Origin of the sequence: Comamonas odontotermitis, from assembly GCF_014207855.1 — a bacterium.
GTDB lineage: Bacteria > Pseudomonadota > Gammaproteobacteria > Burkholderiales > Burkholderiaceae_C > Comamonas > Comamonas odontotermitis_A.
Genome location: NZ_JACHKZ010000001.1, coordinates 33233 through 54400 on the forward strand (window position 1 = coordinate 33233; position 21168 = coordinate 54400).

17 protein-coding genes are annotated in these 21168 nt (G+C 61.2%); 8 read left to right on the forward strand and 9 right to left on the reverse strand.

The window, feature by feature from the left end; all coding sequences use genetic code 11:
• The first annotated feature begins 104 nt into the window (after window positions 1-104).
• Window positions 105-1007 (forward strand): amino acid ABC transporter substrate-binding protein, encoded by a 903-nt coding sequence (locus HNP33_RS00140; RefSeq protein WP_184704032.1) that lies wholly within the window; start codon window positions 105-107, stop codon window positions 1005-1007.
• Window positions 1008-1226: 219 nt separating this feature from the next.
• Here the strand turns inward: HNP33_RS00140 and HNP33_RS00145 are convergent, their stop codons facing one another.
• From HNP33_RS00145 to HNP33_RS00165, 5 genes are all read right to left on the reverse strand, one after another.
• Complete coding sequence (locus HNP33_RS00145) at window positions 1227-1964, reverse strand: amino acid ABC transporter ATP-binding protein (RefSeq protein ID WP_184704033.1); 738 nt, start codon at window positions 1962-1964, stop codon at window positions 1227-1229.
• 24 nt (window positions 1965-1988) lie between these two features.
• Window positions 1989-2660 (reverse strand): amino acid ABC transporter permease, encoded by a 672-nt coding sequence (locus HNP33_RS00150; RefSeq protein WP_184704034.1) that lies wholly within the window; start codon window positions 2658-2660, stop codon window positions 1989-1991.
• A 1-nt stretch (window position 2661) separates the two neighbouring features.
• A complete protein-coding gene (locus HNP33_RS00155) occupies window positions 2662-3417 on the reverse strand; it encodes an amino acid ABC transporter permease (RefSeq protein ID WP_184704035.1) in 756 nt (251 codons plus the stop codon).
• Window positions 3418-3541: 124 nt separating this feature from the next.
• Window positions 3542-4441: a transporter substrate-binding domain-containing protein gene (locus tag HNP33_RS00160; RefSeq protein ID WP_184704036.1), complete on the reverse strand. Its 900-nt coding sequence runs from the start codon at window positions 4439-4441 to the stop codon at window positions 3542-3544.
• Window positions 4442-4729: 288 nt separating this feature from the next.
• Entirely contained in the window at window positions 4730-5668 is a 939-nt protein-coding gene (locus HNP33_RS00165) for a LysR substrate-binding domain-containing protein (protein WP_184704037.1), read from the reverse strand.
• A gap of 306 nt (window positions 5669-5974) precedes the next feature.
• Between HNP33_RS00165 and HNP33_RS00170 the strand changes: the two genes are divergently transcribed.
• The 3 genes from HNP33_RS00170 (at window position 5975) to HNP33_RS00180 (ending at window position 8976) form a co-directional block, all read left to right on the forward strand.
• Window positions 5975-6568: a TRAP transporter small permease gene (locus HNP33_RS00170; protein WP_184704038.1), complete on the forward strand. Its 594-nt coding sequence runs from the start codon at window positions 5975-5977 to the stop codon at window positions 6566-6568.
• The gene (locus HNP33_RS00175; RefSeq protein ID WP_184704040.1) at window positions 6565-7863 is read left to right on the forward strand and encodes a TRAP transporter large permease; all 1299 of its coding nucleotides are present in this window, start codon (window positions 6565-6567) and stop codon (window positions 7861-7863) included. The genes HNP33_RS00170 and HNP33_RS00175 overlap by 4 nt, the downstream gene beginning before the upstream one ends.
• A gap of 75 nt (window positions 7864-7938) precedes the next feature.
• Complete coding sequence (locus HNP33_RS00180) at window positions 7939-8976, forward strand: DctP family TRAP transporter solute-binding subunit (RefSeq protein WP_184704042.1); 1038 nt, start codon at window positions 7939-7941, stop codon at window positions 8974-8976.
• A gap of 111 nt (window positions 8977-9087) precedes the next feature.
• Here HNP33_RS00180 and HNP33_RS00185 read toward each other — a convergent pair whose 3' ends face one another.
• Entirely contained in the window at window positions 9088-9909 is an 822-nt protein-coding gene (locus HNP33_RS00185; RefSeq protein ID WP_184704044.1) for an aldolase/citrate lyase family protein, read from the reverse strand.
• Between the two features lie 205 nt (window positions 9910-10114).
• Window positions 10115-11095 (reverse strand): Bug family tripartite tricarboxylate transporter substrate binding protein, encoded by a 981-nt coding sequence (locus tag HNP33_RS00190; RefSeq protein ID WP_184704046.1) that lies wholly within the window; start codon window positions 11093-11095, stop codon window positions 10115-10117.
• Between the two features lie 231 nt (window positions 11096-11326).
• On the opposite strand from HNP33_RS00190, the gene HNP33_RS00195 reads away from it, so the two are divergent.
• From HNP33_RS00195 to HNP33_RS00210, 4 genes are all read left to right on the forward strand, one after another.
• Window positions 11327-12118: an alanyl-tRNA editing protein gene (locus tag HNP33_RS00195; protein WP_184704048.1), complete on the forward strand. Its 792-nt coding sequence runs from the start codon at window positions 11327-11329 to the stop codon at window positions 12116-12118.
• A 301-nt stretch (window positions 12119-12419) separates the two neighbouring features.
• Entirely contained in the window at window positions 12420-12719 is a 300-nt protein-coding gene (locus tag HNP33_RS00200; RefSeq protein WP_184704050.1) for a hypothetical protein, read from the forward strand.
• Between the two features lie 483 nt (window positions 12720-13202).
• Window positions 13203-15341 carry a protein-disulfide reductase DsbD family protein gene (locus HNP33_RS00205; protein ID WP_325064886.1) on the forward strand — a complete coding sequence of 713 codons (2139 nt, stop codon included), beginning with the start codon at window positions 13203-13205 and terminating at the stop codon, window positions 15339-15341.
• Window positions 15342-15644: 303 nt separating this feature from the next.
• On the forward strand, window positions 15645-18086 hold the full coding sequence (locus HNP33_RS00210; RefSeq protein WP_184704054.1) for an ESPR-type extended signal peptide-containing protein: 2442 nt from the start codon (window positions 15645-15647) through the stop codon (window positions 18084-18086).
• Between the two features lie 100 nt (window positions 18087-18186).
• Here HNP33_RS00210 and HNP33_RS00215 read toward each other — a convergent pair whose 3' ends face one another.
• Window positions 18187-20142, reverse strand: coding sequence for a family 2A encapsulin nanocompartment cargo protein cysteine desulfurase (locus tag HNP33_RS00215; protein WP_267906690.1), 1956 nt, complete (start codon window positions 20140-20142; stop codon window positions 18187-18189).
• A 14-nt stretch (window positions 20143-20156) separates the two neighbouring features.
• Window positions 20157-21089, reverse strand: a complete 933-nt coding sequence (locus HNP33_RS00220; RefSeq protein WP_184704056.1) for a family 2A encapsulin nanocompartment shell protein — start codon at window positions 21087-21089, stop codon at window positions 20157-20159.
• Window positions 21090-21168 lie beyond the last annotated feature (79 nt).

Genomic DNA, 21168 nt, shown 5'->3' on the forward strand with positions numbered 1-21168 from the left:
GTGCTGCCGAAGTTCTGCTCGAAAGTTAGGGAAGGCTCTCATGAGGTGACTGCAGCCGATGCGTATCATCCATCACAGTGAAAATTAGTCAAAGTTTTGACAAAATGTTCCAAAAAAACCTCTTGCCTGCGATCTTGCTACTGGCGATCGGCGGCACCAGTTTTGCCCAGGCCCCGGCATCGGGCAACTGGGACAAAATCAAAGATACGCACACCATTACCGTGGGCTACCGCCCTGACGGCCTTCCGTTCTCCTATGAAATGGAAGGCTCGAAAAAGCCGGTGGGCTATGCCATCGAGATCTGCCAGGCGCTCATTGCCAGGTTGCAGCAGAGCATGGGCTTGCCGCAGCTCGATATCCGCTACCGCGCCATCAACGGCCAGACTCGCTTTACCGATCTGGCCAGCGGCGATATTGATGTGGACTGCAGCAATACCACCAACACGAAGGAGCGACGCGAGACCCGGCAGGTGGCTTTCAGCATTCCGTACTACATGGCGGGCGTTCGCATGCTCACATTGGGCAGCAGCAAGATCAACGATATGGAAGGCCTGCATAACAAGCGCGTAATTACCACCAAGGGCACCACTTCTTTCAAGACCCTGGGCAGCGCACTGAGCAGCGGCCTGAAGATAGCGCATTCCGAATGCCTGCAGCACCAGGACTGCTTCAACGCGGTGCAGAACGGCACAGCCGATGTCTGGTTGATGGACGACGTGCTGCTGGCCGCCTACCGTGCACAGGCGGCCAAGCCCGAGCAGTTCAAGATCGTCGGCAAGCTGATGTCGATCGAGCCCCTCTCGCTGATGATGCGCGAGAGCGACGCCCGCATGAAGAAGGTGTTTGACGAAGAAATGCGGGCCATGGCGAGCAACCAGGAGATCGCCCGCCTCTACAAGAAATGGTTTGAATCGCCGCTGCCGGGCAAGCGCTTCAACCTCAATACGCCGATGTCTTACCTGCTGACCGACATGCTGCGCTACCCCAGCGACAAGTTCGACAACTGAGAATGTGTCCACGATCTCCTCGCGCCGCGACCATGGCTTTGCGCAGTGAGATGCGCAAACCCTGCGCACCACCCGTCCATGCGCTCCTGCGCGCAGGCTAGCGCCAATCACTCATAAAAAAAGAGCTGCCAGCGCGCTCCTGTCATGAGTTTTGATGATTTTCATCCAAAACCCAAACAAGATAAACGCTGGCAGCTCTGTTTTTGAAGCCGCGCAGAATCAGTGCTGCAGGATCTTGCTGAGGAAGTCCTTGGTACGAGGCTGACGGGCATCGGGGTTGCCGAAGAACTCGTCCTTGCTGCAGTCTTCGAGGATCTTGCCACCCACATCCATGAAGATCACGCGGCTGGCCACCTTCTTGGCAAAGCCCATTTCGTGCGTTACGCACATCATGGTCATGCCTTCGTGGGCGAGACCGATCATCACATCCAGCACTTCACCGACCATTTCGGGGTCGAGCGCGGAAGTGGGCTCGTCAAACAGCATGACGGTTGGGTCCATCGACAGAGCGCGTGCAATGGCCACACGCTGCTGCTGGCCACCCGAGAGCTGGCCAGGAAACTTGTCCTTGTGTGCCATCAGGCCCACGCGGTCCAGCATCTTCAGACCACGGGTCTTGGCTTCGTCTGCACTGCGGCCCAGCACCTTCATCTGTGCGATGGTCAGGTTCTCGGTCACCGACAGGTGGGGGAAGAGCTCGAAATGCTGGAACACCATGCCCACGGTGCTGCGCAGCTTGGGCAGATCGGTCTTGGGATCGTGCACTGCGGTGCCGTTGACCCAGATTTCGCCCTTCTGCACTGGCTCCAACGCGTTGATCGTCTTGATCAGCGTGGACTTGCCGGAACCCGAAGGCCCGCACACCACCACCACCTCACCCTTGCTGATGCTGGTGGAGCAGTCGTTGAGCACCTGGAAGCTGCCGTACCACTTGGAGACATTCTTCATTTCAATCATTTGGATATCCTTTGTATTGCAGCATCAACGGATGATGGCGATCTTTTTGTGCAGACGCTTCACAAACCACGACAGCGTAAAGCAGATGATGAAGTACAGGACGGCAGCAGCCAGATAGGCCTCGACCGGACGGCCGAAATTCTTGCCCGCCACTTCAAAGCCCTTGAGCATGTCGTAGGCGCCGATGGCGTACACCAGCGAAGTATCCTGGAACAGAATGATGGTCTGCGTCAGCAGCACGGGCAGCATGTTACGGAAGGCTTGTGGCAGCACCACCAGACGCATGTTCTGCCCGTAAGTCATGCCCAGCGCCTGGCCGGCATACACCTGGCCGCGCGGAATCGACTGGATACCAGCGCGCATGATTTCGGAGAAGTACGCCGCCTCAAACGCCACGAAGGTGATGATGGCCGACAGCTCAGCGCCAATCGGCTTGCCGATCAACAAAGGCACCAGCAGGAAGAACCACAAGATCACCATCACCAGCGGGATGGAGCGCATGCCGTTGACGTAGATCGTCGCGGGCACCGTGAGCAGCTTGTTGCCCGACAGGCGCATCAGCGCCAGCAAGGTACCAAAGAAGATGCCACCCAGGGTCGCAATGATCGTCAGCATCACGCTGAAACCCAGACCCTTGATGATGAAGTTCTGGATCAGGTCCCAGTTGTAGAACGAAAAATCAAGATTCAGATTCATCTCAGTGGCCTCCCGATCCGCCGGCAGCAATGAAGCCTGGAATGCGGCTCTTCTTTTCAATGAAAGCCATGATGCGATTGATCACAAAGGCCGAGATCATGTACAGGCCCGTCACCGCCAGATAGACCTCGATCCCGCGCGAGGTTTCTTCCTGCGCCTGCATCGCAAACAAGGTCAACTCTGCCACCGACACGGCAAACGCGACGGACGAGTTCTTGAAGATGTTCATCGCCTCACTGGTGAGCGGAGGAATGATGATGCGGTAAGCCATGGGCAGCAGCACATAGCGGTAGTACTGGAAAGTGGTAAAACCCAGCGCCATGCCTGCGTAACGCTGGCCGCGCGGCAGCGCCTGGATACCAGCGCGCAATTGCTCGGCGATACGGGCTGAGGTGAAAAAGCCCAGCGCCAGCACCACCAGCAAGAACCCGGGTACCTGCTTCAATGCGGGGAAGATGGCTGGCACCACGTGGTACCACAGGAAAATCTGCACCAGCAGCGGCACATTGCGGAACAGCTCCACCCAGGCATTGCCAAGACGCACTGTCCACGGCCGGTCTGGCAGGGTACGCAGGGTACCGATGATTGAGCCGACGACCAAAGCGATCACCAGCGCACACAGAGACACGGAGACTGTCCATCCCCATGCAGACATCAACCAATCCAGATACGTGATATCGCCGTTCTTGCCGAAACAGCCCTGCACGACCTGGCGCTCGATGGTGTCTTCACAAAATACTTGCCAATCCCAATTCATAGGACCACCTCTTTTTTTGTCGTTGTAGCAATGTTTGGCACCGGCACGCAACTATCAATTACCAGTACCAACAAAAACGCCCCTCCAAACCGCGGGTTGGAAGGGCGGTACCCGTGAGGTGTGCTTACTTGACTTCGTAGGCTTCCATCGGCTTGTCGTTTGGATGCTCCCACGCATCCTTGGTTGCAGCCGACAGTGGCAGGCCCACCTTCACGTTGTTAGGTGGGATAGGCTGCATGAACCACTTGTCGTACAGCTTGGCCAGCGAGCCGTCCTTGATCTGACGCACGATGGAGTCGTCCACCGCCTTCTTGAAAGCGGGGTCATCCTTGCGCATCATGCAGGCGATGGGCTCGACCGACAGCACTTCGCCAACGATCTTGTAATCAGCAGGCGACTTGGACTTGGAGATGTTGGCAGCCAGGATGGAGCCGTCCATGATGAAGGCGTCGGCGCGGCCCGATTCCAGCATCAGGAAGCTGTCAGCGTGGTCCTTGCCCATGATTTCCTTGAAGGTCAGGCCATCAGCGCGCTTGTTCTTGCGCAGGGTCTGCACCGAGGTCGTGCCGGTGGTGGTCACCAGGGTCTTGCCGTTCAGATCCTTGATGCCGGTGATGCCCGAGTTGGCCTTCACGGCGATGCGCACTTCTTCCACGTAGGTGGTGAATGCGAAAGCAGCATCCTTCTGACGCGACTGGTTGTTGGTGGTGGAGCCGCACTCCAGATCCACGGTGCCGTTCTGCACCAGGGGAACGCGGTTCTGCGAGGTCAGGGGCTGGTACTTGACTTCCAGCTTGGCCAGGCCCAGTTGCTTTTGCAGATCGTCGGCAATGCGCTCCGACATTTCGGTATGGAAGCCCACATACTTGCCATTGCCCAGCGTATAGCCCAGGCCCGACGATTCACGCACGCCCAGGGTGATACTGCCGGAAGACTTGATCTTCGCCAGGGTGTCACCCGCTTGCGCAAACGCGCTACCTGCAGCTACCGCTGCCACTGCAAAAGCCAGCAAATGTTTCTTCATCATCAGACCTCCAGAAAAATCAGTTTGTAGTCACGCGATCAGAGCCCTGAAGACACCAATGCGACAACCCGCGCGCTCGATTGTGCACCGGCCAAGCTAATGTGATGCGATCATGCTGACATATCTTCAACAATTTGAATCCCATCACCATCATCCATAGCATTTTCCAAAGAAAACCCTGAGACCTGGCCTGCAAAAAGTAAGCAATCCGTAAGCATTGCACAGATTGACTGCGCACCGTATTAGAAATTACCCTGCAATTCGGAAAAATAAATAGCGCCATCCACATCAGGAATGGCGCGCAGGATTGCGTGATGCCAGGTAGTCCCACAGGGCCTGCGCGCTGCTTTTTACCGAGTCTCTGGACACTGGTTTTTCGCGGTAGACGCGCACATCCATCTCCACTTCCCATTGCGCCGAGCTCGGGTGGTCGGCACGCACCAGTTTTTTGGCCTTGAGCTCTTTCCTCACCGCACTTTGCGGCAGAAATGCAATGCCATGGCCTTCCATTGCCATGGCCTTCAGGCCTTCGGCCATATCGGTTTCGTACACCCGGTCCAGATAGGCGGGCTCGGGGGCCTGCTTCAGCGCCAGATCGGTCACGCGGCTCAAGTAGGCTCCAGGCGCATAACCCAGAAATGGAAGCGGCACCTCCGAAGTGCCCGGCAGTGGAAACAGCGGCAGGCCGTCAAGCCCCGGCTTGCAGTAGGGCGCCATCGCTTCTCGGCCCAAGCTCACCATTTCGTAGCGTTGCGGATCGAGCTGGATGGGCTGTGATTCATGGTGGTAGGCAATCAGCAGATCGCAGCCGCCTTCGACAAGACGCACCACCGCATCGTGCACATTGAGCGCCATCAAGCGGCTCTTGAACAGGCCGAAATCATTGCGCAGGCCCGACACCCATGCAGGAAAGAAGGTGAACGCCAGCGTGTGTGGCACGGCAAAGTCGATGATGTCCTTGCCGGAGGAGGCATGCACCCGCAGCATGGAGCGCGTGCTTTGCACCGCCTGCAGGATTTCGATGGCCTGGTTGTACAAGGTCTTGCCTGCGGGCGTCAGCCGCGTCGGGTAGGAGCTGCGATCCACCAGGTCTGCCCCGGCCCAGGATTCCAGTGCCTGGATGCGCCGCGAGAATGCCGGCTGCGTGACATGGCGCAACTGCGCCGACCGGCTGAAACTGCGCGTTTCCGCCAGACTCACAAAATCTTCAAGCCACTTGGTTTCCATGCGCGCATTATCCACACGCCGCACGCAGGCCCGGTCGATGCGGCGCATTTTGCGGCGACGCCATGGGTCGCTGCGGCGACGCGTGCCGTGCTTTCAGTGCATCTGCGCAACGTTTGCGGGAAATTCATGGCCTTTCACCCTCTGCAACCGCGCCATAATCAGCGGCAACTGGTCTACCCACCAGACAATTTTTGCTGGTTCAGCAACCGATCTACCCGATTGTGATGGTTCGCCCACAAGGCGGCTCGTGTTCCATGCCTCTGCGTTTTGTCTGGCTCTGCCGAGCCTTTTTGGATTCCGGTTGTTATGACCCCACCCTCCTCCTCCCGTCCGGGCGGCGCCGCCGCGCCTGACCCCTCTTCCCTTGCGCCCGCCACGCCCCCACCTGCCAAAGGCCTGTGGCTGGAGGACTGGCTCACGGTGGCCATCATGGCGCTGCTGGCGCTGATCACCTTTGCCAATGTCATCGTGCGCTATTTCACTGATGGCTCCTTTGCCTGGACCGAGGAAATCTCCGTCTTCCTGATGATTTTGCTGGCCATGGTGGCGGGTTCTGCCGCCGTCGCACGCGATCTGCACATCCGCATCGAGTACTTTGCCGATCGTGGCAACGCTCGCCGCCGCAAGGCGTTTGCCCGCTTTGGCGCGCTGATGGTGGCGTTGCTGTTTGCACTGATCTGCGTGCTCAGCATCCGTGTGGTCTACGACGATTACCGCTTTGAAGAAACCTCGCCTGGCATTGGCGTGCCACAGTGGTGGTATTCCGTCTGGCTGCCGATTTTTTCGGCGCTGATCACGCTCCGCGCGCTCGGCCTGTTCGCGCGCCAGGGCAAGGCCAGCTTTGAAGCGCCGGCGGACGATACCGGCGAAGGCACGGTCACCACCAAGGAGCTTGCATGATCGCCACGCTCCTGTTCATAGGCTTTATCGCGTTGATGCTGATCGGCGTTCCCATCGGCGCCGCACTGGGGTTGGCCGGTGCTGTGGCCATTGCGCTTGCCAATGCCGACGCGCAATGGTTCGGCCTGCTGGCCGTGCCACAGAACTTCTATGCGGGCCTGGGCAAATACCCGCTGCTCGCCATTCCGATGTTCGTGCTGGTGGGCTCCATTTTTGACCGCTCCGGCGTTGCGCTGCGGCTGGTCAATTTTGCGATTGCCATTGTGGGCCGCGGCCCCGGCATGCTGCCGCTGGTGGCGATTGCCGTGGCCATGTTCCTCGGTGGTATTTCGGGCTCTGGCCCTGCCAATGCGGCTGCCGTTGGCGGCGTGATGATTGCCGCCATGAGCCGCGCGGGCTACCCCGGCAGCTTCTCCGCCAGCGTGGTGGGAGCAGCGGCGGCCACGGACATTCTGATTCCGCCTTCGGTGGCCTTCATCATCTACTCGGTGCTGGTGCCCGGCGCCTCGGTGCCTGCGCTGTTTGCCGCAGGCATGATTCCGGGCGTGCTGGCAGGGCTGGCGCTGATCGTTCCGGCCGTGTGGATGTCGCGCAAGCACAAGATGGGCGCGCTGGAGTCGAGCCTGCCGCGCCCGCCATTCTGGAAGAGCCTGCGCGAAGCATCCTGGGGCCTGGCCGCGCCGGTGCTGATTCTGGGCGGCATGCGCATGGGCTGGTTCACCCCGACCGAAGCGGCTGTGGTCGCGGTCTTCTACGGCCTGTTCGTCGGCATGGTGATCCACCGCACCATCGGCCTGCGCGATCTGTTCCCGATCCTGCGCGAAGCGGGCGAGCTGTCGGCCGTCATTCTGATCGTGGTGTCACTCGCCGGTATCTTTGCCTTCTCGCTCTCGACGCTGGGCGTGATCGATCCGATCACCACGGCCATCGTCAACTCGGGCCTGGGCGAATGGGGCGTGATGGCGCTCCTGATCTTGATGCTGATCACCGTCGGCATGTTCCTCGACGGCATCTCCATCTTCCTGATCTTTGTGCCGCTGCTCATGCCCATCATGCAGCACTACCACTGGGATCCGGTGTGGTTTGGCGTGATCCTGACCCTGAAGGTGGCGCTGGGGCAGTTCACGCCGCCGCTGGCCGTCAACCTGATGGTCAGCTGCCGCATCGCTGGCGTGCGCATGGAATCTACCGTGCGCTGGGTCGGCTGGATGCTGTTTGCCATGTTCTGCGTGATGGTGCTGGTGATTGCCTTCCCGCAGCTCGCCCTGTGGCTGCCCGCCAAGCTGGGTTATTGATAAGAACATGCGGAAGCGCTTATCCCAAAAGCGCTGGCCGCTCACTTTTTTGTATCTCAACAAGGAGACTTTCTGATGAAAACCCGCCAATTCCTCGCCACCACGCTGGCCGCAGCTGCTGCGCTCTGCCTTGCTGCCCCTGCCGTGCATGCACAGGGCAACTACAAGAGCGAATACCGCATGTCGCTGGTGCTGGGCACCGCCTTCCCCTGGGGCAAGGGCGGCGAAATCTGGGCCAACAAGGTGCGCGAACGCACACAGGGCCGCATCAACATCAAGCTCTACCCGGGCGTGTCGCTGATCCAGGGCGACCAGACGCGCGAGTTCTCCGCGCTGCGCCAGGGTGTGATCGACATGGCTGTCGGCTCCACGCTGAACTGGTCTCCCCAGATCAAGGAATTGAATCTGTTCGCCTTGCCCTTTCTGATGCCCGACTATGCTGCCGCCGACGCGCTGACGCAGGGCGAGCCCGGCAAGCGCCTGTTTGCCCGCCTGGAGAAAGCCGGTGTGGTGCCGCTGGCCTGGGGTGAAAACGGCTACCGCGAAATCTCCAACTCCAAGCACGCCATCAAGACGCCTGCTGACCTGAAGGGCCTCAAGATCCGCGTCGTCGGCTCGCCATTGTTTGTAGACACCTTCACCGCACTGGGCGCCAACCCCACGCAGATGAGCTGGGCCGATGCCCAGCCTGCCATGGCCAGCGGCGCCGTGGACGGCCAGGAGAACCCCGTGGCCGTGTACCAGGCTGCCAAGCTGTACACCGTGGGCCAGAAGCACATGACGCTGTGGGGCTACATCAACGATCCGCTGATCTTCGTCGTCAACAAGGACATCTGGAACAGCTGGACCAAGGCCGACCAGGACATCGTGCGCCAGGCCGCCATCGAGGCGGGCAAGGAAGAGATCGCCATCGCTCGCAAAGGCATGATCGAGGCCGACAAGCCACTGGTCAAGGAACTGGCCACCAACGGCGTGACCGTGACCCAGCTGAGCCCCGCCGAGCGCGATGCCTTTGTGAAGGCCACCCGCCCTGTGTACGACAAGTGGAAGCAGCAAGTGGGCGCCGATCTGGTCGAAGTGGCAGAAAAGGCCATTGCTGCACGCAAGCAATAAAAGCTGGCCCCGCGCATGCGCACACGCACGAGCACGGGCAGTGCAAAAAAAGCAAAGCCACCGGTTTGCGCCGGTGGCTTTTTCATGCGCACAACAGCGCAGCTGAGCCTATCAATATGTGTTTTTGACGGCGCCGTCCGTGCCCCGGTAGCTGGCCACCAGTTGCCAGGCTGCGGCATGTAGCAGCATGGTATCGGCCCCCACCGCCACAAACTGCGCGCCTGCGGCGAGCCATTTGTCGCCCTGCGCCTTGTTGGTGGACAGAATACCGGGCGCCTTGCCCGCCTTGCGGATGCGCGCAATCGCGCCTGCGATCATGGCCTGCACCTCCGGGTGGCCGGGGTTGCCCACATGGCCCATCGATGCAGACAGGTCGGCCGGGCCGATGAACACACCATCCACCCCGGGCGTGGCGGCAATCGCATCCAGGTTCTTCATGGCTTCCACCGTTTCGGCCTGCACCAGCAGGCACACCTGGGCATTGGCCTCGTGCAGATAGTTGGGATAGGCCTGCCAGCGCGACGAGCGCGCGAGCGCACTGCCCATGCCGCGAATACCCTGCGGCGGGTAGCGCATGGCCTGGGCGAGGTGCGCGGCTTGCTCGGCGGTATCGACCATCGGCACCAGAATGGTTTGCGCGCCAATGTCCAGATACTGTTTGATGAGCACCGCATCGCCCGTGGGCACGCGCACTATCGGGTGCGGCGCGGGTATGCCCGGCGGCAGAGCCTGCGTGGCACTGGCTACGGCCTGCAACTGCGCCAGCGTGCTGCGCAAATCATTGGGAGCGTGCTCGCCGTCGATCAGCAGCCAGTCAAAGCCAGTACCGGCGCTGACCTCGGCTGCATAGCTGTCGGCCAGCGCCAGCCACAGGCCCAGTTTGACTTCGCCTGCCGCCATGGCTTGCTTGAAGGTATTGATCGGGGTTTGCATGGGTGTTCTCCAGAGAGGCAAGCGCCCTGAGCGCAGCAGGGGGCCTTGAACAGATATGGGGTGCGATTATGGGCTCGTGTGGCGCGCCAGTCCGTCCCGCGCGCAACTGCCTCAAAATAAAACGCACCCGGGCTGGGTGCGTCAGCGTAATGGCATCGACTCTCTTTTTTATAGCAACTCGCGCCTGCCAGTCATGCGCCTGCGCTTATTCGATCTTGAACCCGGTGTCCTTCACCACCTTTTTCCAACGATCGGATTCGGCCTGGATCTGCTGGGCAAACTCTTCTGGCGTCGTCTTGACCGGGATGTAGTCGTACTGCTTGAGCTTGGCCAGCACATCGGGCATCTGCATGACCTTGTCGATGTTCTGCGACAGGGCGGCAATGACTTCCTTGGGCGTGCCCTTGGGGGCCAGCAGGCCCGCCCAGGAGCTGAACTCCATGTCCTTGATGCCCAGCTCGTTGAACGTGGGCACATCGGGGAAGGAGGCAGCGCGTTGCGGCAGGATCACGCCCAGCGCCTTGACCTTGCCGGATTTGATCATCTCCACCGCGGCAAACGAATCGAACGAGAAATCCACCTCGCCCGCCACCACGGCCTGCATCTGCGGGCTCGTGCCTTTGTACTGCGCATTGATGAGGTGCGGCGCCTTGATCACATGCTTGAACTGCTCGGTGATCAGGTTGATCATCGCGCTGCCCGACGAGATGGTGAGCGGCTTGTCCTTGTTCTGCGCCAGCGCAATCAGCTCCTGCATCGAATTGACCGGCAGATCCTTGCGTGCAATCACGACAAAACCCACCGTGCACACCTTGGCCACCGGGGCAAAGCTGGCGGCAGCTTCGTAGTTGGCCTTGTAGATGACCGGGCTGAGCGTTTGCGCCCCCGCCGTGTTGAACAGCAGGGTGTAGCCATCGGCTTGCGCACGCGCTACTTCGCCGGTGCCAATCATGCCGTTGGCGCCGCCCTTGTTGTCGATGACGAAGGAGGCCTTCATCAGCTCGCCCATCTTCTGCATCACCAGCCGCGCCACCACATCGGTGGTGCCGCCTGCCGCAAAGGGCACGATCACCCGCACGGGTTTGTTCGGGTAGGCCGCTTGCGCATGGGCCCATTGGGGCAAGCCCGCAGTGGCGGCGGCGCCAGCCAGGGTGGTCAGAAAATGGCGGCGTTGAATGTCGCTCATGGTTTTGTCTCCTAATGCTCGAATGGTGGTTATGGGCCGACTCTGGGCTGATTGTGGGTAGTGCCACCTGCGCTGTCTAATATCAATCGCCAATGCTGTGATACGTATTCGCTATAGCCAGCAGCACCAGCCTGCTACCTGCGCCGCCATGCTTGCACAGGCGACAAGCCGAGCACGCCAAACCCACTAGCATGGCTGTCTCCAATGTGTCTCTTTGCGTCCCTGCCAGAAATGAATTCCGAATCTTCCGCACTCTCGCCACTCTCCCTGCTGCCTGCCACCCAAGAGCTGTTCCGCGCCGACAGCTACCTGCAAACCTGTGACGCCACCGTACTGGCCGTGACCGATGCCGGCATCGTGCTTGATCGGACCGTGTTCTACCCGCTGGGCGGCGGCCAGGCTGGCGACGCGGGGCTGTTGCGCTGCGCAGATGGCCGCAGCATTGCCATTGTCGATACGCGCAAGGCCAAGTCGGAAGACGGCCAGCCCCTGCCCCTGGTGCTGCATGTGCCTGCGCAGCAAGACCATGGACTGCGAACGGGCGACCAGGTCACAGCCGCCATTGATTGGTCGCGCCGCCACCGGCTGATGCGCCTGCATACGGCGTCGCACGTGCTCTGCCACCTGGTGCCTCACCTGGTCAATGGTTGCTCCATCACACCCGATCAGGCGCGCATCGACTTTGTGACCAATGAAGCCGTCGACAAGGACGCCGTGACCGCAGGCCTCGCCGCCATCGTTGCCCAGGCGCTGCCGGTGCAGATCTCCTCCATCACCGATGCCGAACTGGACGCCAACCCTGCCCTTGTCAAAAGCATGAGCGTTCAGCCACCGCGCGGAAGTGGACGGGTGCGCACCGTGCGCATTGGCGGCGACGGTACGGGAGACATGCCTGCTGTGGACTTTCAGCCCTGCGGGGGCACCCATCTGGCCAATACGTCGGAGATCGGCGCCATCGTCATCAGCAAGACCGAGAAGAAAGGCGCCAACAGCCGGCGCGTGATCCTGGCATTTGCACTGTAGCGCACGAACAACGGGCATCTTCAGCTATCGTTTTTACAGCGAATCAACACAGAGAAATTGTGCCCCGGATAAAACCCACAACCAAGGGTAAATACCAGGGCCATCTGTCACATATTTGTAAAAGTTCCGAGCTTATTGGACTCAAAAACGAAACAATGCGTCTTCAATTTAGTGATTTATCTGCATTCGTACCAAAACTAAACTTCATTCCATCGTTAAACAAAACGCTGCAGCGCAAAGACGCACAGCGGGCGATACGGCCGGCCATGTGACCTGCCGCGACTTTGAAAGGAATGAAAAAATGAACGCACGTATTCTCGCTATCGCCGCTACCCTGGCTCTGGGTGCCACCGTTGCCAACGCCAACCCCTTTGAAGGCGACCAAGCCATTGCTGCCCGCGCCACTGCCACCAGCGCCGTGAGCCGCGCCGACGTGCAAGCCCAGCTGGCCGACGCACAGAAGAACCACACCATGGTGGTGCAAGGCGACAAAGTGGCCGTGAACGCCTATGAAATGGGCAAGGGCCAACTCAGCCGCGCTGAAGTGACCCAGGCTGCTCACCAGGCCATGGTCAATGGCTCGATCGTTGAAGGCGAATAATCGTTTCGAAGAACGGATTTACGTTCTCAGCGCTGGCAGCCCACGATTCTGCCAGCCACCCACCGGACGGCGTACACACTCCCCGTCCGGTTTTTCTTTGCCAGATCAACACGTCGGCAGGCTGCTGTTCTTACGAACGGCAGCCTTTTCTTTTGAGCCTTTGCGCAGCTCCCCCTTGCATCGGAACACCGAAAGGGAACCAAACCCATTGACTGCAGCTCCGAGAGGGAGTGACTAACATGGTCAGCGCGCCAGTCGACTAAGCTAGCGCATTGGCCACACGGTTGAACGGCGAGGCATCAGGCTGCGCACGAACCAGCCAGGCATTGGAGCGATTTGGGGTTTTACATGGCATATGACGGCAAGCGCCTGCCTTTGCGGGCGCTGTTTTTTACTCTTCTTTTCATAGCTACCAGCGCTCTGTGGACGGGCGCTAGTGCCCAGATCAAACTTAATATGGGCGGCAGTGGCAACACGGCTGCCATGGACACCCCCGCAAGCAGCAGCAGTGGCGCTGGCAGCTATGTCGTCACCACGCCCCGGGTGCGCGCCGAGCTGGTGGCCAACGCGCCTGATGGCATCGTGCCGGGCAAATCCATCGAACTGGGCTTGCTGATCGAGCACCAGCCGCAATGGCACACCTATTGGAAGAACCCTGGCGACTCCGGCCTGCCCACGCAGTTGGATTGGCAACTGCCCCCAGGCTGGGACGCCGCCGAAATCGCCTGGCCCACGCCGCATCCCATCCGCATAGGCAACCTGGTCAACTATGGCTATGAAGGCAAGGTGCTGCTGCCGGTCAAAGTGCAGATTCCTACCACCTTCGCCGCAGACAGCACCAGCGCCACCGTGCAGCTCAAGGCGAGCTGGCTGGTATGCCGTGTGGAATGCATTCCTGAGGAAGGCAGCTTCAGCCTGGCCATTCCGGCCAAGAGCAGCACCGGCATGTATGCCGCCGACTTTGCTGCAGCACATGCCCAGGAGCCTGTTGCGCTGCAAGGTGAGAGCAGCGCCACCGTGGAAGGCAGCAAGCTGCAGTTGCGCATCTCCGGCCTGCCCGCTGCGCTGCAGAACCAATCGCTGCAGGTACTGCCCGAAAGCGCCAATACCTTGCACCATGCGATGGAAGCAGGCAAGGACTTCACCCAGCAGTGGGACGGCGCCGTCTGGACTGCCACCGTACCGCTGTCAGACGCCCGTGGCGACACACCCGCCGAACTGCCACTGGTGCTGACCACCACCGACCGCACCGCTGCAGGCAACGCCGTTGCCTGGCGCACCGTCGCGCCCATCAGCGGCCAATGGCAAGCCGCTGCCGTAGCGCAAGTCTCGCCCGAGCTGGCTGCCGCATTGGCCAAAAATGCTGAGCAGCAAGGCGCTGCCCCAGCGGCTCCGCCAGCAGCGTCGGGCAGCCTGTGGCTGGCTTTGCTGGGCGGCCTGGTTGGCGGCCTCATCCTGAACCTGATGCCCTGCGTGTTCCCGATCCTGGCCATCAAGGTGCTCGGCTTCGCCGGCCACGGCAACCAGTTGCGCGAGCAACGCATGGCGGGCCTCGCCTACACCGCAGGTGTGGTGCTGTCGTTTTTGGCACTGGGCGGCCTTTTGCTGGCCCTGCGCGCCACCGGAGAGCAGCTGGGCTGGGGCTTTCAGCTGCAATCGCCGCTGGTGGTGGCGCTGCTAGCAACCCTGTTTACCGTGATCGGCCTCAATCTGGCGGGCCTGTTCGAGTTTGGCCATTTTGTGCCCAGCAGCCTGGCAGGCAAGCAGGCCAGCAATCCGCTCACCAATGCATTTTTGAGCGGCGTGCTGGCTGTGGCGATTGCCTCGCCCTGCACGGCGCCATTCATGGGGGCCTCCATGGGGCTGGCCATCAGCATGCCTGCAGCGCAAGCGCTGCTGATTTTTGCCGCATTGGGCATTGGCATGGCCCTGCCCTACCTGCTGGCCAGCTGGGTGCCAGCCGTGGTGCGCTGGCTGCCACGCCCAGGGGCATGGATGGACACGTTCCGCCGCGCCATGGCCTTTCCGATGTTCGCCACCGTGGTCTGGCTGGTGTGGGTGCTGGGCCAGCAAAGCGGCATCGACGGCGCAGCCACCTTGCTGGCCTTGCTGGTGCTGCTGGCCGCGCTGATCTGGGCGCTGACACTGCAGGGCCGCACGCGCTGGGTGCTTTCTATTCTTTTGATAGCTGGAGGTGCTTATCTGATAAGCGCCACAGGCAAAAACCTTTCTAATCCAGCACCCCAGATCGCCAGCGCAGCCCAACCCAATGCACGCTGGCAGCCGTGGTCGGCGGCGCTGGTGGCAGAGACGACCGCCGCAGGCCGCCCGGTGTTCGTGGATTTCACCGCCGCCTGGTGCGTGACCTGCCAGTACAACAAGCGCACCACGCTCAGCAATCCCGAGGTGCTGCAGGCCTTTGACGGCAAGCAGGTGACCCTGCTGCGCGCCGATTGGACCCGCCAGGACCCTGCCATTACAGCAGCCCTCAACCAGCTGGGCCGCAGCGGCGTGCCGGTATATGTACTGTACGCACCGGGCAAGGCACCAGTGGTGCTGAGTGAGGTGCTGAGCGTGCAGGAAGTGGTGGACGCGGTACAGGCGCTGCCAACCCAGGGCTGAGTCTTTCGCTCTGCGGCGCGCCGTAATCAAGGCTCGGGCTCGGCCAATGCCTGCACTTCATCAGCTCGGGCAGACTGGGAAATTGCCTCGATATTCATCACATTGCTGGCGTAGCCACCGCGCGGAGGCAGGCCATCCTGCTGCAGACCCGCGTCTGCCCCATTCAGTGATTCGATAATTTAATAATTTGTCATTTATTGATAAATTTCCTATTCTTTCGATAAGAAACTCTGTAGAAACATCAAAGCTTCAATATTCTTGAGCGATTTGACGCCAGAGTATTCATTTCCGAAAGGGGAGCAGATGAACAAGGTCTATACCAACAAGTGGAATGCGGCGCGGGGCGCCTGGGTGGCATGCTCGGAGGCCACGCGGCGGGCGGGCAAAACCACCGTGGTTGCCTTGGCACTGACTGCGGTGACCACCGGTTCGGCCTGGGCTGTGACTTGCACGCCCGATGCCAATGGCTCCTATTTTGCAGGTTGGGTTCAGCCCGCCCCGAATCCTTACACCAACAACTGCGACACGGTACCTGCAACCACTGCATCCCCGACGGTACTGGCTCCTGCGGCCAGTTGGTATGTATTGACGCGCAGCGCCCTGACAGCCCCCAACGATGTCGTCACCATCGGCGCAACGAATATTTCCTATACCGGCGCCAATGGCTTTTCGGCAATCGGCAACCAATTTCTCACCCACGGCAGCATCAACTTCACCGATGTGACGGCCAACCTGACCAACAGCGGCGGCGGTGGCGGTATCGGTGGCATTGGCACCCACTCCACGGTAGCCATGAATGGCACCAACTTCAACCTGACCTCCAACAGCAACTATACCGGCGGCAACTCCAGCGGCGGGGTAGCGTCCTATGCCGTGCTGGCAGGCTCCTCCGTGGACGCCGCCGAGCCAGCCAGCAACAACGGCAAGTACTCCACCATCACGCTTGACAATGCAACCATCAGCCAGACTACGGCAGGCGGCGTAGGTCTTTTCTCCCAACCCATTCTGAACAGTGGCCTGCGAGCCATCCAAGGCGCTGGTTCTTCCAATGGAGGCAGTGCAGGCAAGATCGAGATCAAGAATGCGCTGAACATGACGTTGACGGGTGGCCGCATCGAAGGCATTTACGTCTCGGGCGCAGGCACCGACACCAATGGCAACGAAGCCGTCTCGCAAGTTATCCTGGGCAACACCACCATCAAGATGGTGAAAACCGGTACCCAAACCACGGACAGCAGCGCCATCAAGGTTGGCAAATCCCGGGCCGTGGGCACGGGCAAGGGCCTGCTTGTCTCCAACGGTGCCTTGAGCATTGACATGGATCCTGCCTGGCAATCTGGCACAGGCCCGCTGCTCGTCCCCTACCAGCCGTACATGAGCCCGGCCATCAAAATGGCCGTCAGCGGCTCGCAATTGCTTGCCAATGGCGCCAACAGCTCCGCCAACATCAACGCCAGCCGCTCCGCACTGGCCATTGGGATTGACGACTGGGGGAGCAATGTGGATTCGCAAGGCATCCAGGCTCTCTTTAGCAAGGCCACCGTCAAGACCCAATCCACAACGGCCCCGCTGTTGATGGCCGACAGCGGCCAGCAAGGCGTGCAGATGCTGTTTGACAACGCTTCCGATCTGACGGCAGCGAGCAATGGCTACTTGATCGACATCATTAAATACCGCAGCTCCACGAATCCCAGTTCCGTGGCGCTGACGCTGGACCACGGCAGTATTGCCAAGGGCCTGACCAACCAGTCCTATGCAACATCGACACTGAATGTGGCGGTGAACAATGCATCCACCTGGAATCTGGTGGAAAAAAGCAACGGCGACAAGACATCCACCTACACCACATTCGGCATGACGGCAGGGTCGACACTCAACGCCTTCAAGGCGGGAGCTGCCGCGTTCGTGATGAACGGGCCGGTGAGCTCGGACGCCTCCACCATCAACCTGGTGGACGGCGCACCCGACGACGTGCTGACCGTGCAGCCCAGCTATACCGGCAGCAACGGCGCCGCGCTGGCGGTAGATACCTGCCTCGCAGGCAGCGGCGCGGCGTCGGATATTCTCCGGGTCGCGGGCGACACCAGCGGCACTACCGTGCTGAAGGTGACGCCATTCACCGATGCAGCCTGCCCCGGCGCCGACACCACCACCACCGGCGATGGCAAAGGCATTCTTGTGGTGCAGGTAACAGGCAACTCCAACGCCGTCTTCTCGCTGGAGGGCGGAGCCGTCACCCAGGGCAACTACGTCTACAGCCTGGTGAAAGTGGGCAACGACTGGTATCTGCAATCGCAGCTTGGCACTGGCACCATCACCGTCGCCAAGCAGGTGAACGCCCCTGCCGATGCGCCCGCCTTCAGCGGTGCCATTCCATTCACGCTGACGTGTTCCACGCCTGCTTTCTCGCAGGCGGGCAGCATTGCAGTCGCCAGCAACCAGGGCAGCGCAGCCCCCATTACTGTCGCCGCTGGCAGCACCTGCGCGGTGGAAGAAGGTGCGTTGCCCACCCCTCCGGCGGGCTACCGCTGGGGCCCGGCCACCTTGCCTGCGGCCAGTGCGCCCATGGCATCTGCAGGCGCGCAAACCTTAACCATCGTCAATACCTTGGTGAAAGACACAGCACAGCCCCGCCCGCCCGCGCCTGTGCCCACCAACACGCCGCTGGCCTTGGGTGGACTGAGCGCATTGATCGGCATGGCGGCATTGCTGCGCCAGCGGCGCGGCCGCAAGCACACCCGCTGATGCGACATTGCCGCTGAAGGCCGCGTGACTGCAAGTTCTTCAGCGGCAGGCCGCTTGGAAAAAAGGAGCGTCGCTACGCTCCTTTTTTGCGTCGCACCATTCAACGCCTCTGGCTGGCCAGCCGCCGCACCACAGCCACCAATTGATCGATTTCGTCAAAGGTGTTGTAGAAGGCTACCGAAGGCCGCACCGCAGTCTCTACCCCAAAGCGCCGCAGAATGGGCTGGGCGCAATGGTGGCCGGTGCGCACGGCAATACCCTCGTCGTTCAGCGCCTTGCCCACCTCGTCTGTGGTGTAACCGGCCAGGGTGAAAGACAGCACGCTCGCCTTGCCTGGTACGGTGCCGATCAGGCGCAGGCCGGGAATGGTTGCCAATTGCTGCATGCCATAGTCAACCAGTGCATGCTCATACTGGCTGATGGCATGGATGCCGATGCGCTCCACGTACTCCAACGCCGCGCCCAGGCCCACGGCATCGGCAATATTGCCGGTGCCCGCCTCGAAGGTATTGGGCAGCGGCTGGAACACGGTTTTCTCGAAGGTCACATCCGCAATCATGTTGCCGCCGCCTTGCCAGGGTGGCATGGCTTCGAGCACTTCGCGCCGTCCCCACAGCACGCCGATGCCGGTGGGCGCGAAGATCTTGTGGCCGGAGAAGACGAAGAAATCCGCGCCAATCTCCTGTACATCGACCGGCGTATGCGCAATCGACTGCGCACCGTCCACCAAGGTGGTAATCCCGCGCTGGCGGGCGATCTGCACCACCTCCCTGACCGGCACCACCGTGCCCAGCACGTTGGAGACATGGCCAATGGCGACGATCCTGGTGCGGTCGTTCAGCAGCTTCTGGTATTCGTCCAGGCGGATCTGGCCCTGCTCGTCCACCGGAATCACGCGCAGCCGCGCACCCTTGGCCTGCGCCAGCTGCTGCCAGGGCACGATGTTGGCATGGTGCTCCAGGTGGCTGACGACGATCTCGTCGCCCTCGCCCACGTTCTGCCCACCCCAGGCCTTGGCCACCAGGTTGATCGCCTCGGTGGTGCCCCGCACAAAGATCACCTCGCGCGCATCGGGCGCGTGGATGAAGCGGCGCACCACTTCGCGCGCATGCTCGTAGGCATCCGTGGCGCGGGCCGCCAGCGTATGGGCCGCGCGGTGGATGTTGGAGTTTTCGTGTTCGTAGAAATAACGGATGCGCTCGATCACCTGGCGCGGCTTGTGCGTGGTGGCGGCGTTGTCCAGCCAGACCAGCTGCTTTCCGTTCACGCGCTCGGCCAGAATGGGGAAATCCCGGCGCACCGCGTTGATATCAAAAGGCGGGTGGCGGTCTGCCTGCGATTGCGGGGTTTTGCCCTGCTCGCCATGCGGATGGGGCTTGGCCGGTGTGACAAAACCGCTCGGCAGTTGAACTGCGTGGGCAAAGTAATACTGCGGCGCAGCAGAAGAAGCCGGTATCGCAGGCGCTGCAGTTGCACTGCGCGGCCCGCGCAGATCAATGCCTTCCAAGCCAGAGGCAGGCGCAGCGGCACGGGCCAGCTGGGCCAAGGCCAGCAGGCCATCATCTGGCGCTGGCGTATCTGCCTGCTGTTGTAAAAAATAATAGCTGCTTGCGCTTTCTGCATCAGCATATGCATCGGTTTTGGCATAAGCCGGCACCGCCTGCGGCACGCCTTGCACACTGGCGCCCAGGCGCGGCTCGTAGGCGGGCAGGTTGCTCAGCACACTGTCGGGCACGCCATTGCCTGCCTGCGCATGCGGCAGCAAGGCAGGCGCCCGGTGGGCGAGCGACAGCACGGGCGTTGGCGACGCTGGCAGCAGGTTGGCACCCGGTGCCACGCCCTGCGGTATCGGTGTGCCCGGCACGCTCGGGCCCAGGCCCGCGGGGCTTGCCAAGGGCGAACCCGGCGGCGCGACATTGACGGGCGCCTGTATGCCTGGCGGCACAGCGCCAGCGCCCGGGCGCTCGCTGAACAAGGCGCTGGCCATCTGCGCCAACACCTCAGGGGAAATGGGCGCGGCCGCCAGATCCGGCGCGCCCGTGACGGTGGAAACCATGGCTGCCCCTTCGCTTATTTATAGGTATCGGGGTAATCGTGGTACTTGTTGATTTCCACGTCGTCCAGAACCGCCAGCGCGTCGGGCGTGAGCACGGCCAGCGAGCAGTACAGCGAAATCAGGTAGCTGGCGATGGCATGGTTGTTGATGCCCATGAAGCGCACCGACAGCCCCGGCCCCTGCTCGCCCGGCAGGCCGGGCTGAAACAGCCCCACCACGCCCTGTCGCTTGTCGCCCACGCGCAGCAGCAAGATCTTGCTCTTGCCATCGGCCACCGGCACCTTGTCCGAAGGGATCAGCGGCACACCGCGCCAGGTGATGAACTGGCTGCCAAACAGGCTGACGGTCGGCGGCGGCGTGCCGCGGCGCGTGGCCTCGCGGCCAAAGGCGGCAATGGTCAGCGGATGGGCCAGAAAGAACGCGGGCTCCTTCCACACCTTGGTCAGCAGCTCGTCCAGGTCATCGGGCGTGGGCGCTCCGGTCAAGGGAAAGATGCGCTGCTCGTCCGTCACCTGGGCCAGCAGGCCGTAGTCGGGGTTGTTGATGAGCTCGCTTTCCTGGTTTTCCTTGATCGTCTCGATGGTCAGGCGCAGCTGCTCCTTGATCTGGTCGTGCGGGCTGCTGTAGAGATCGGACACGCGGGTGTGCACATCCAGCACGGTACTGACGGCGTTCAGGTAGAACTCGCGCGGCGCCTCCTCGTACTCGACAAAAGTGCGGGGCAGCTGGTTCTCATGCTCCTTGGCGGTGCATGCCACCTTGATGGCCTCGGGGTTCTTGACCTGGTTGAGCCGGTAGATGCCCGCCTCCACTGGCACCCACTGCAGCAGATGGGTGAGCCAGCGCGGGCTGATGGTGGCGAGTTGGGGAACTGTCTTGGTGGCATTGGCCAACTGGCGTGCTGCCACATCGCCCAAAGCGGTGGTACCGCCCACATTTGCTGTCATAACGCACTCCGTTGTGATCGAAAAGAAGGTTGAGAGATGCCGAAATTGTTGGCGAGCGCCTTGCCGCGCTCAACCGGCT